The sequence below is a fragment of the Spirosoma oryzae genome (assembly GCF_003002825.1).
GTDB lineage: Bacteria > Bacteroidota > Bacteroidia > Cytophagales > Spirosomataceae > Spirosoma > Spirosoma oryzae.
In genome coordinates, this window is the sequence record NZ_PVTE01000005.1 from 235,569 (window position 1) to 248,186 (window position 12,618).

Consider the following 12,618-nt stretch of genomic DNA (forward strand, 5'->3'; position numbering starts at 1 on the left):
ATGATTGAGTGATTGAATTTTTTGCGCCAGCCCATTCAATCATTCCATCACTCAATCATTCTATTACTGGTTCGGGTTGCGGACAATGAGGGGGTTGTTGGCGCGGATGTCGTCGTTGATGAACGAGTAGTAGTTGCCGAGCCGGAAGCGGTGGGCGTTGGTCACCCGGCTGGGGAGTACCTGCCGGAACAGCCACTTGCCGTCGTTGGGCTGACCCGGATCATAGACCTTGTACGGCCATAGCCCGAAGACGCGCGTGCTGGGGTCGTCGGCCTTGCCGGGGTTTTTTGTCAGCTCCGTACTGGCTCCGTTCCAGACCACGTGTGCCAGCCGCCAGCGTTTGTAGTCCCACAGTTCGTGGCCTTCAAAGGCCAGTTCTACCTTCCGTTCGTGGACGATCCGGTCGAACGTAAGGTCGGCAGCGGTGAGTGGCGTGGTCAGGCCGGCGCGGGCGCGAACCTGATTCAGGTAGTCGACGGCGACGCCTTTCTGGCCCAGTTCGAAGGCCGCTTCGGCCGCGTTGAGCAGCACCTCGGCATAGCGATACCGCACCCACCAAACCTCGCTTTGCGTACCGATCTGCGCTGATCCTACCGTCGGGTCGAGGTACTTGCGGACGTAAAAACCCGATTGCGCCGTGTATTCCAGTCCGTCGATCGGGCCGTCGCGGCCAATAACGGCAACCGGTGTCGTGCCGCCGGGCAGTGTCTTCTGACCTCCGGGTTTGTCAGCAGTGACGACGGAGCCGTTTCCGAGCTGATAGCCCGCCCAGATGTCGACCGGCTTCCCTTTGAACGAGGTGCCGGGGTACAGCACCGTACCCGCCAGCCGGGCATCGCGTCCGGCAAACAGATCGGCGGGATTACTGTAGTAAATCGGATTACCCGCTGCGTCGCTGATCGGCAACGGCGCAAACGTATTGTCGAGCTTTTCGAACGACTGCACCAGGTTCAGCGAGGGGTTCAGCCGCCCGCCATTGGTGCCTTCTTCTGCCGAGGTCAGGGGGCTGTTGTCCAGTGTCCAGCCGACGATCTTGCCACTCTTCAGCTTGTAATCGTAGACGAAAATGACCTCCGGGTTATTCGCCTTGTCGAGGAACAGGTTGGCGAAGTTATCGGCCAGGTTCGCTGGGTTTTTCTGGTACAGCGCATAGCCCGTGATGGCCTGGGCCGCTTTCAGGGCCGTCTGGTAATAGCCCGTTGCCCGTTCTGCCGGGATGCCCACTTCACCGCCCGATAGCGACACCTGCGGGGTGTTGACGCCGTAGCGGGCAATCGAGCCGGCATACAGCGCAGCCCGTGTTTCCATGGCCAGGGCAGCGGCTTTCGTCGCCCGCCCTTTGATCGACGGGTCGCTGGGAAGCACCGCCTGAACAGCCTCCATTTCGCTGATGATGAAGTCATAGATGTCGCTTTCCTTCTTGCGCGGATTCCGCAGTGAGGTTGCGTCGCCACTGAAATCGTAGGTCAGTGGGTCGAGGATGAGCGGTACCCCACCCATGCGTTTGACCAGTTCGAAATACACCCCCGCCCGGATAAAGCGCGCTTCGGCCAGATACCGGTCGCGCACGGCCGGTGCCAGCGCCGTCGCCTGACTGCACTGCTGAATAAACAGGTTCAGGTCGCGCAGGTAGCCGTAATCCCAGTAGTTCCAGCTGTCGTAGTTGTACTCCTGATTCTGATGCCGGAAATAGTCGCCGGAGTTAGAGGCAAAGGCTTCGTCGAAATTGGTGAACTCATACCAGCGGTCGGTCCGCTGAAAATCGGGGAAGCGGTCGTACAGGTCGGCCATGGCCGAGAGCGTCAGCTGTTCGTTCGAGAAGATCTGCTCGTTCAGCAGGATGTTCCGGGGCTCCCGGTTCAGAAAATCCTCGTCGTTACAGCCACCGCAGACGGCCAGCAGCGCAAGCAGGGTAATCGTTAGTTTTTTCATGGTCAGGTCAGAACGACAGGTTAACGCCCAGGTTTACCAGCCGGTGTTGTGGGTATTGCAGGCCGTTTTCTTCGGTGATTTCGGGGTCGATGCCCAGGGCGCGTACGTTGTCGAGCGAGAACAGGTTGAACGAGTTGACGTAGATACGGGCCCGCTGAATCTTGATTTTGCTCAACAGCGATGCGGGAAGTGAGTAGCCGATTTCGGCCGTCCGCAGGCGCAGATAGCTGATGTTGGTGAGCCACCACGACGAGTTTTTGTTGTAGTTGTTGTGGCCACCGTCGTTGAAGCGCAGCGGTGGATTCTTGCCCTCAATCCAGGGACTGTCGGCGTTGAGCGGGTCGGCCCGGTGCCAGCGATCGGTATACATCGATGCCAGCAGGTTGCCCGTGTTCTGGTACGGCCACCGCATCTCCCAGTTCTGGTTGTAGGAATACATCGACCCACCCGAAAAATCGGCCGTCATGTCGAAGCCTTTGTAGGTAAGCGACAGGTTGATGCCGAAATTGACAACGGGTACGGTCGAGACGGGGTAACCAATGGGGCGCTGATCGTAGTCGTCGATGCGGCCGTCGCCGTTGACGTCGCGGTAGATGAAGTCGCCCGGCAGCATGGTCTTATTACCCTGCCCGTCGTTATTGACCGTATAGGCGTTGATCTCATCGACCGATTTAAACTGCCCGATCACTTCGTAGCCCCAGAAAATGTTGCTCCAGCGGTTTTCGATCGAGTTGCGGTAGTAATCCCACGAGTTACCGAAGGTCGGTCGGTAGGTTTGCAGCGATCGGCCCCGCGAATAGCCGACGTTCCCGCCCAGTCGGAAGCCGATGCCTTTAAAGGTGCCATTGTAGGCCAGCGAGGCTTCGCCCCCGATCCGGGCGTCGCTGTTCACGTTTTCGTCGGGCAGCGCATAGCCGATTTCGTTCGGTACCAGTATGTCGTACTTCCGGCCGCGCAGCCCCGTCCGTTTGCGGTAGAAGTAATCCAGTTCGCCCGTCAGCCGTCCGTTGAACAGGGTATAATCGAGACCGATGTCGGTGATCGTGCTGGTAAACCAGGAAAGGTTCGTGATGGGAACGCCCGCGTTGCGCGAGCCCTTGATGACCTGCCCATCGAGCACGACCGTTGACGACGCGTAGTTGTAGCCGGGCAGATACGCGAAGGCAGAGAGACCGATGTTGTCGTCGCCCAGCTTCCCGTACGACGCCCGTAGTTTCAGGTCGCTCAGGACAGTCTGATTCAGGTTTTTGAAGAACGATTCTTCGCTGATTCGCCAGCCTGCCGACACCGACGGGAAGAAGCCCCACCGCCGACCCGGTGCAAAGCGCCAGGCAGCATCGCGCCGACCCGACACTTCGGCGAAGTACTTATCCGCGTAGTTGTACGTCGCCCGGCCCACGTACCCGATCCGTGCTTCTTCGTAGTCGGTGTCGTTGTAGGTGTCCATGTCGGCAAACTGAATCAGCGGCAGCACGTTGGTCTTCGGTACCGAGTGCACAAACGTTTCCTGCTCCCGCCGACTGATCCGTTCGGCGACGAACGTGCCGCCGACCGTGTGTCGCCCGAAGGTGTTGTTGTACGTCAGCTGACCCTGTAACACGTTCTCGAAGATCTTCCGCGTTACCCGTTCGCGATAGGGGTTCGAACTGCCGCCGGTGATGCTGTACTTGTCGGTAGCCGGGTCGTAGGTATACACGTCGTAGGTGTATTCGTGGATGTTCGACAGCCGGTCGGCAAAGTAGTAGGAGTAGACCCCACGGGCGGTCAGGCCCTTGATCGGAAGCTGATATTCAGCGTTGAAGTTGGTTTGCAGCACGCGCCAGTCGTCGCGGGCATAGCCCGAAATGGCGTAGTTCAGCAGCGCCCAGTTTTCGGCATTGTGGCCGATGTTGTTCGGATAAAGCGGGTTGTCGTTGGCGTAGGGACGCTCGGTAGGCCGGTTGCGGAACAGGGCGAAGCGGGGTGCCCAGTAATCATCGCCACCCGGTACGCCCGGATTTTGCCGCGTCTCGATCCGGCCGTTGATCTGCACGCCGATCTTGAGTCGTTCGGCAACGCGGGCGTCGATGTTCGACTGAATGTTGGTTCGGTTGAAGTTGTAATCTTTCAGCACCGCGTCCTGATTCAGCCGCGTGACCGAGAAGTAGTAGTTGATCTTTTCCGACCCGCCCGACGCGTTCAGGTTGATCTGGTACTGCGGGGCGTTTTTCCCGACGATGTAGTTGTACCAGTCGAAGCTTTTATAGCCGTACTCGGTACCCTGCTTCCATTTGTTCAGTTCGTCCTGCGTGATGGTCGTCTTACCCGTCTGGTTGACTTCTGCATCGGCTTTGCCCACCATCCAGTCGTAGGCGCTTACGCCTTTCGGGAAACGGGTCCAGTTCTGCACGCCGTAGTAGGCGTCGAGGTTGATGGTGTTGCGGTTACCGGTTTTGCCCCTTTTGGTCGTCACGATGACAACGCCGTTGGCCGCCCGCGATCCGTACACCGACGCCGACGCATCTTTCAACACCGAAATCGACTCGATATCCGACGGGGCGATGTTGTTGAACTGACCGGCATCTTTCTGGATACCGTCGATAACGAACAGCGGATCGCCCATGCCGCGCACCTGCAGGAGTGCCGACGCGCCGGGTCTCCCTTCCGCCTGCCGAAACGATACGCCCGGAATCTTGCCCGCCAAAGCCGCACTGACCGTACTGGTCTTGGCCTTTTCGATGTCGCGGCTGGTGATGCTCGAAATAGCGCCCGTCAGCGACTCTTTCCGCTGCGTACCGTAGCCGACGACGACTACTTCGCTTAGCGACTGATCCGACGATTTCAGGCTGACGGTCAGATTCGTCTGATTCCCAACCGCAATTTCCTTGTTGCCGAAGCCAATAAAGCTGAAGATTAGCACGGCGCTGGCGTCGGGAACGTCGATGCGGAAGTTGCCGTCGGCGTCGGTAGTCGTACCCCGTTGCGACCCCTTCAGTACGACGCTCACGCCCGGTAGTGCCTGCCCGTTGGTACTGTCGCGCACGACACCCCGAACGGTCTGATCGGTACTTTGCCCCACGGTCGGTAAGGCTGGACTGGTATTCGTTGACGAATAAGGCGCGATGGCAGTAATGCGCTGCGTCGACCGCAGGGGCTCCGCCGTGACGGTTTTCGTGTCGGTATGAGCCGCTACGATAATGTAGGCCCCCTCCTTCATCTTGCGGTATGTTAGGCCCAGTGGGCGCAGCAGGGTGTGCAGCGACGTTTCTGCCGACGCATCGAGCTGTATGCTACTGACCGGTACGACGACGTGTTCGATCAGCCGATTCTCGAACAGCAGGTTGATCTGGTAGCGATTTTTCAGCGCCGTCAGGGCATCGCGTAACGATCGGTTTCCCGCGTTGTGGGGCTCTTCCGTCGACTGACGAACCTGTCCGGCGCGGGCCAGTATCTGCGCGTTGCCGGCCGCGCCGAGACTGGTTACGATCGCTCCGGTCAGCAAGCAGGCGTAAGCACGTAAGGTATGTTTCATGGGCAAAGGAGAGGAGGTAGCGGATTATTTAGCGGAGAAGATGACGCGGTTGCGCTGCCGGGATACGTTGATGCCCAGCAATTCCCGTAGTACGTGCAGGAGTTCATCGGCATTGTCGGCGTCGAAGGTGCCCGTCACCATGCGCTCGGCCAGCGCGGGGCTTTTGATGGCGACGTCGAGCCCATAGTTTTCTTTGATCATGTAGCCGACTTCGCGTAGGGGCGTATTGTTGAAGACGAAGCGATGTTCGGTCCAGGCGGCTTCGTCGGTCGGTCGGGCGATGGGCTTGACCTGCACCGATCCACCTGGCTGTAAAGTGGCCAGTTCGCCGGGGTGCATCAGCCATTCGCGCCGGTCGTTGCTCCGTTGACTACGCAGTTTTACACTTCCCTTCAACAGCGCCACGCGGGTCGCCCGGGTTCGGTTGAAGACGACGAACTCCGTGCCGAGTACTTCCACGTCGAACTGCCGCCCCGTCTGTACCACGAAACGCTTGTTGTCGTAGGTGTGGGTGACGGAAAAGGTCGCTTCCCCGCTTAACGTGACAAGTCGATCGTTTCCTGACAACAGTTGGTAGCCCAGCACCGAGCGGGGGACGCGCAGGCTTGAATTGGCGTTGAGCACAACCCGGCTACCGTCCGATAAAGTGATGCGTTTGAGCTGCCCGAACGACGTTTTATACGTCTGGTACAGCAGTGGTTCGCGGAAGAGCCAGCCGGCCAGTCCGAGCAGCAGCGTTACCGATGCCGCTACCAGCCAGGTCGACAGCCACGACCGGGTGCTGCGTAGGGGGGGCGGTTCAGCCAGCGTCGGAACGGGAAACGGCTGATCCATGAACCGACGAAACCGGTCGAGTGCGGCCGGGGTGTCGGCAATGTATTGCGGACAGGTTTGTTCCCACTCAAACAAGGTCTGGTAATAAAGGGCCTGGTTCTGCGGGTCTTTGAGCCAGTCCTCGATCAGTCGTACCTGAAGGGCACTCGTCCGACCAGCATGGTGCTCCAGCAGCAACGCTTTTGTAATAGTTTGCATGATGTCTTGTCAATCGTCAGGTTGTGGGTGGATCAGGCCTGTGTGCTGAGCAGGAGCGCGACACCCCAGACCCATTCGTCTTTGAGTACGGTGCGGAGTAGCGTCAGCGCCTTGGTCATGTGCGCTTCGACGGTCTTGGTCGCGATGCTGAGTTCGTCGGCGATCTCGTTGTATTTACGGCCTTCGAACCGGCTGAGCAGGAACACGCGCCGGCACTGTGGGGGAAGCTGTTCGATGGCCTGTTCGATTTTTCGCCGGAGTTCGTCGTACTGCATCATCTCCGCCGGCGATGACCTGGAATCGATCAGGTCGTCCATGCGTTCATCGGTGCTTTGCTGCGATTTGGTCAGTTCCCAGCGCAGGTAATTGTAGGCCCGGTAGCGCACTGCCTGAAACAGGTAGGCCGGGTAGGCACTGTCGATGGTCAGGTAAACCTTGTTTGTCCAGAAGTTACAGAACACCTCCGACACAATGTCTTCCGCCGTTTCCTTGGCGTAGACCAGTCGGATGGCGTGGCTGCACAGGGGGGCGTAGTACTTGCGGAAAAGCAGTTCGCAGCCCTGCTGAGGGTCGGTCTCGAACACGGCTTTCAGGTGCCAGTCGGGATCGGGCGACACGGGCGAACTAACCGGCGCGGGGCCGGTAGTCGCCTGTGGGGAGGTTGATGGAATAGGTAGAGGAAGGCGCATGTAAGAACCGTCGAGTACTGACCACGGGTAGGCGGTCATACTACAGACAAGTCAGGGTAGGTATACCCTTACTCCGTTTTGACTTTTTTTACTATTTTTTTTAACGATACGGTAATGAGTGGCCTGCTATAGTGCAGGTCTATCTTGGAAACGCCTGATTTAGTGGGGTCAGGTGTTTTTTAGGCAAACTGATTGGCTCATCCAATCGGCAGTTTGTCGGGTAGACAGTGGAAACGGTGGTATACTTTTCGCATGCTGATTTATTCATACGTGGCTTCTCCGTTGAGGTAAGCAGACGATTGTGTACTAGCCAGACATGCGTAAACAGGTAAATCAGTACGATAAAATTTTACGGGAAAATCTGGAAGCGATCATTCCGGGTTTGCTGGAGAACGTGCTTGGTATCACGGCGGTGGAGTCAGAAGAGTTGCCCGACGATCTTCAACACACCAAGGAGCGCAAGCCGGATGTATTGAAGAAGATCGTTAACGAGACTGGAGATGAGTTCGTGTTGCAGATAGAATTCCAAGTGGCCGACGAGCCGGATATGGTGTACCGTATGGCGGAGTACTACATTATGCTGGAACGCAAATATCGGTTACCTGTCCGGCAGTTCGTTGTATTTCTCGGTGCCACCACCCCACAGATGCCGACCCGCTTGAATCGGCTAACCCTGACGTTCGAATTTCCAATCGTCTCATTTGCTACGCTCGACTACCATCTTTTTCTCCGGTCGAATCAGCCGGAGGAAGTACTGTTGAGTATTCTGGCGAATCTGGGCACTACCGACATGGAAGCAAAGCTGGTTCAAATCGTTCAGCGCGTAGGCGAAACGAGTCAGGGCGATTTCTCGTTTAGAAAGCACATCAATCAGTTGCGTGTACTGGCGCAACTGCGTAACTTAGGTATCAAACTCAAAGAAGCTATGGACAGTATCGAAAAGCTTATCAGCCCTGAAAAGGACGTCTTCTACCTGATGGGTGAAGAAAAAGGTGAGCAACGGGGGCAGATGAAGGCGGAAGAACGCTTCGTTCGGAATCTGCTTGCTGAGACGAATATGCCCGCTGATCGGGTTGCAAAGCTTGCCGGTGTATCCGTTGAGTTTGTCGAGCAGGTTCGGCAGAAAATGGCTAATGACTAATAGTATGCTTACGGTAGTAATTTTCAACTACACTGGTGCTTTCAGCCGCGTTGATTGTAGAAAAATACCGATCGGCACACGTGTCACCGCAGTAGGTAGTGTCCCCGGCACTGAAGAGTGGTGGGACGATAGGGAAAACAATCACCTTCAGCACGGGTAAAACAATCCCAACTAAAAATCCCGATCAGCGTACCGATCGGGATTTTGCATTCTTGGCCAACCGGTCGGTTGGTCGACGGGCTGGGCTACATTACTAGCTATGCTGGGTAACAGCTGGTTGATCAACAGCTGGTTGATCGTTGGTAGCCGTCACGTATTTTTTCACGAAGTCGGCCTTGTTGTCGCGGTACGACGAAACCATCCCTACTTTCGACAGGCCGTAAATGTAAAGCCAGGCTAAATCGAGCTGGAAAGGCAGGAAACCGGCGCGGGCACTGCTGGGGTACAGATGGTGGTTATTGTGCCATTCGCCCGCGAACAGGCCGGGCCGCCACTGATTGATCGAGAGATTACGCCGGTCGAAGTCAACGCCGTCGACATGCTGTTCTTCGCCCTTACCGTGACCGGTGTAGTTGAACGTGCGCACGACAACATACCAGAACAGAGCACCCGTAAACATGGTGCAGGCTAGTGGATGGCCGCCGATCAGGAAGAATATCGTGTACCAGAAGGCCCAGTTGGCAGCCCACAAACCAAACGTGTACAGGGGCGAACCAACCGACCCCCAGCGCAGGTAACTGCGGTAGCTATTGGCCTGAATGCCGGTATGGCCCAGAAAACCCGCTACCCGGCCATAATCGGCTTCCGACAGGTTCTTGGCAATCGGCTGGTGGTTGACGTCTGAAAGCAAGCAGTAGAAGAGACCGCCACGGGCATTGTAGGGGTCGCCGGGCTGATCGGATTTGGCGTGGTGAACGTGGTGTGAAACGACGTAAATCTCTTCGGGAAACGTTTTGACAACCAGATTCTGCGTGATAAAACGCCAGATGGGATGGCTGAACGTATACGCCTTGTGCGTGCAATACCGGTGAAACCAGATTGTCGCATGCGTGCTCATGATGACCATGCCGTACAGGATACCGATACCCAGCAGTGGCAGGGAAAAATACCGCCCGAATGCAATGATGGCGAAGGGAAGCAGACAAAGAATCATGAGCCAGCTGGCAGCCGGAACCCAGTTTTTACGGTCGGCGAAAACATTCATCCGCGTAAAGGCTTCCCGGAAGAGTTGTCGATTTGTGGGGATAACCAGGTCACCGGAGGGCGTGCGCCAGCCATAGGATGGCTCCTGTAGTACATTGTCGATAAATGGCATAAAGAACGAACTGAGCGAAGAATGGCGAAATCCGGGCAGACATCGCCTGATTAGGTAGTAGAAAGTTGCGGAGCGAAAACGCTGTTAAATTTAACGGGTCTGCCGGGTAAAACAAGGGCTGGCGGTCAGATAGCCAGTACTTGTTTTGCCTGATCGACGGCTCGGTGCAACTGACTGTGGAGATAAATACGCTGATCGTCGATAAAGAAGGCTATGTCTCCGTCGAATTCATTGGCAAAGGAACAGCCGTTGGCAAACCGGCCCCAGCCTTCGTTGATATAGCGGTTCAGCCGATTCTGGGGCCATTGTCCTGGCCGATCGGCGGCTACGGCAGGTAAATGCTGATGCATCCAGTGCACGAGTGACGTGATATCCTGAATTTTGCCCTGCACACCAATGCCTTTCGTAAAGTCGATCCGTTGGCCCCGTTCCTCGACCTGAGTCAGGAGTTTGTCTACCCGGCTTATTAGCTCGGCGAAAGAGGTGCGCCAGGCTAGATCGTCAGCAGCATCAACGGCGAAAGCCGGTGACCGAAATAAGGCCTCGATGGCTAGCAGGTTGTCATGGGGCGTTTGTGTATCAATAGTCATGAGTTGGGTAAAAAGGAGGAAGGAAAGTCAGGCCAGTGAACGGACGCAGGTCTACCGGTCAGTTCGGGCAGTGTGCGTTACCAGTGACGGTGGTACTTGGCAAGAAAGGGAGTGGCCAGGTTGCGAAGGCAGGGGAACTTGCTGCATAGTCAGGCCCGGACGCGGCTGGGACGTTCGCAGTAATGGCCGAAAAACCGGACTGATGATCAATTCGTAGTGATCAAGTAGGGAAGACAGGACTCGTTGAGCGGCCGTGTCGAATTGACTGAGCAAGCGATACATGGAGCGAGTGATTTATGAGCAGAGAAGGATAAGATGCCCCGGCGAATCGGGATTAGCCGCTGAGAATGCCGATAACGAGTAATTGATGCTGGTATGGGCAGACGCGTTATGTTTTGAAGAACAAACGCTTGTATCCTGGCACGGGGCCGGGTAATCAGCTCACCAACGATAGTGGCTAGAGTAATCGAACTGATCTGGTCTTGGGCGGTGAAGCCAGCCGATACTGATGCGGTCGGGTGCTTCACTTAGTTTACTAATGAGGACCGGCTGATGACGTGTAAAACCGGTAACGAGTTGCCAAAATGTGAAGACGATGAACCGACTGTTGATCGGGTATATAAACTAAACCAATTTATACATAAAAAGATTAGTCTACATACGATATAGTTGCCGGTAACGATCTGTCAAGGCTATAATTTATAGCCGAATTACTTGGTAAAAACGATCAGTACGGCGCTACCGCGCACTAATGTGCTATCTGCAAGCTGGCCAATTATTTGTATTCTGGTAAGTTTATTTTAGCGAGGGTATAGGCCGATTAAACGAAAAAGCGTCGGAAGGGGTTGACATTATGACGCGTTATCAAATTCAACCATTGAGCTGCGTCCACTCTCCATGAAGGAATACACAGAAATCCCCGACACCAGCGATTCGGACTACTGGCAGATCAAAGTGACGGAAGGTCAACTGCGGAGCCAGACATTTGTGCCGCGTGACAAAGAACTCCATCATCGGCTAAAAACGAAGGCATGGGCTGATATTCAGGCGGCTCAACCGCGCCGTCGTCGGAACGCCAAAGATTAGCGATAAGGACATATTCAGCTCGTTTCGCCTGTAAGCGGTTCCGGCTGCGTCAGGCCTTGTCTGAAAACAGCTGTCTGTACCCAACCAACAGGTACGGACAGCTGCCTTTTTATGCACTTTACTTGCCCGACAGGTAGCGCCGGATGGGGGTATCGACATACGCCATAATCAGCTGCGCGAAGGCAATCAGCGCCACCGTCAGTACGGGTACCAGCACCCACAACTGGCCTGCTGTCGGCTTCCTGGCTTCGAGATAGCTCATGAACAGCCAGATGAATGGGTAGTGGACCATGTAGAGCGGGTACGATAAATCACCCAGCCAGTTGCAAAGCCTGTCCCAGAAAGGGTTTGTTTGTGTACCGGCACCCAGGGCAATCAGAAACGGGAAATAAACGAGTACCAGAAAAGGTTCGGTAAACTGGTTCAGGCCGACTCGGTACGGGACCAGAAACGCCAGCAGGAGTAGTATGCTGATGGGAACGAAGCCGAGCGAGTTGGTAATTCGCCAGCCCGACCGAAAGACGAGCATGCCCAGCAGAAACGAACCCGCTACCCTGGGCAGACCGCCGTATTCGTTGCCAATGCCCCAACCCACACCGACGTTGCCGTACGCATTGGCCGTGATACAAAGCGCAATGGCGGCTACGATCGTTAAGCCTACCAGCGTTTTGCGGGAGATCCGGTAGAGGATTAGTGCGTAAACGATATTGGCGATGTATTCCCACAGCAACGACCAGGTCGGCGGATTGAGGTGAAACAGATTATGGTATCGCTCCGGAACCGCCGGGTACGGAATCATCAGGCTACCTGACACAAATAGCAGCGCCGTTTTGCCGGGTCCCTTCAACGCGTACAGCTTACTGAATGGGTCGAGCACGAAACAGATCAGCCCAATAACCGCACCGATGACGACGAGTGGGTGCAGGCGAATCAGGCGTAGCCGGAAAAACGCCCAGCTGCCCAACTGGCCAATCCGGTTGTCATACGCGTAGGCAATGACGAAGCCCGACAGACAGAAAAAAAAGTCGACGGCCAGATAGCCGTGGGTGATAAAACTCTTGCTGGGGTCGGGAACGACGATTTCCATAAAGTGGAAAATCAACACGGTTAGTGCGGCTACACCGCGTAACCCATCCAGGACTAGAAAATGGGGTCTGGTAGTCAGCTGTAACGGCTCTTGACTAGATTTCTTCATCAGGCTGGCCTGCGTCGGAGCAGGCATGGTTCACTAGCCAAAGCAGAAAACCGATCGATTATATGCATCAGGACAAGCGTTGTTGACCACCCGGCGACAGTCCGACCGGATTGACAGGTCGGGAGAA

9 protein-coding genes are annotated in these 12,618 nt (G+C 56.0%); 2 read left to right on the top strand and 7 right to left on the bottom strand.

Features of this window, described 5'->3' with window-relative positions; translation table 11 throughout:
- Positions 1-63: 63 nt before the first annotated feature.
- From CLV58_RS07505 to CLV58_RS07520, 4 genes are read right to left on the bottom strand one after another with little or no spacing between them, the layout of a single operon-like run.
- Positions 64-1,932: a RagB/SusD family nutrient uptake outer membrane protein gene (locus CLV58_RS07505; protein WP_106137173.1), complete on the bottom strand. Its 1,869-nt coding sequence runs from the start codon at positions 1,930-1,932 to the stop codon at positions 64-66.
- A 7-nt stretch (positions 1,933-1,939) separates the two neighbouring features.
- Positions 1,940-5,443, bottom strand: coding sequence for a SusC/RagA family TonB-linked outer membrane protein (locus tag CLV58_RS07510; RefSeq protein ID WP_106137174.1), 3,504 nt, complete (start codon positions 5,441-5,443; stop codon positions 1,940-1,942).
- 24 nt (positions 5,444-5,467) lie between these two features.
- On the bottom strand, positions 5,468-6,475 hold the full coding sequence (locus CLV58_RS07515) for a FecR family protein (protein WP_106137175.1): 1,008 nt from the start codon (positions 6,473-6,475) through the stop codon (positions 5,468-5,470).
- A 32-nt stretch (positions 6,476-6,507) separates the two neighbouring features.
- Positions 6,508-7,164: an RNA polymerase sigma-70 factor gene (locus CLV58_RS07520; protein ID WP_170108663.1), complete on the bottom strand. Its 657-nt coding sequence runs from the start codon at positions 7,162-7,164 to the stop codon at positions 6,508-6,510.
- A 316-nt stretch (positions 7,165-7,480) separates the two neighbouring features.
- Between CLV58_RS07520 and CLV58_RS07525 the strand changes: the two genes are divergently transcribed.
- On the top strand, positions 7,481-8,305 hold the full coding sequence (locus tag CLV58_RS07525; protein WP_106137177.1) for an RpnC/YadD family protein: 825 nt from the start codon (positions 7,481-7,483) through the stop codon (positions 8,303-8,305).
- 253 nt (positions 8,306-8,558) lie between these two features.
- Here the strand turns inward: CLV58_RS07525 and CLV58_RS07530 are convergent, their stop codons facing one another.
- Positions 8,559-9,620, bottom strand: a complete 1,062-nt coding sequence (locus tag CLV58_RS07530; RefSeq protein ID WP_106137178.1) for a fatty acid desaturase — start codon at positions 9,618-9,620, stop codon at positions 8,559-8,561.
- Positions 9,621-9,745: 125 nt separating this feature from the next.
- Positions 9,746-10,210, bottom strand: coding sequence for a hypothetical protein (locus CLV58_RS07535; RefSeq protein ID WP_106137179.1), 465 nt, complete (start codon positions 10,208-10,210; stop codon positions 9,746-9,748).
- Positions 10,211-11,107: 897 nt separating this feature from the next.
- On the opposite strand from CLV58_RS07535, the gene CLV58_RS07540 reads away from it, so the two are divergent.
- Positions 11,108-11,296, top strand: coding sequence for a hypothetical protein (locus tag CLV58_RS07540; RefSeq protein ID WP_106137180.1), 189 nt, complete (start codon positions 11,108-11,110; stop codon positions 11,294-11,296).
- 118 nt (positions 11,297-11,414) lie between these two features.
- Here the strand turns inward: CLV58_RS07540 and CLV58_RS07545 are convergent, their stop codons facing one another.
- The gene (locus CLV58_RS07545; RefSeq protein ID WP_245882256.1) at positions 11,415-12,518 is read right to left on the bottom strand and encodes an acyltransferase family protein; all 1,104 of its coding nucleotides are present in this window, start codon (positions 12,516-12,518) and stop codon (positions 11,415-11,417) included.
- Positions 12,519-12,618 lie beyond the last annotated feature (100 nt).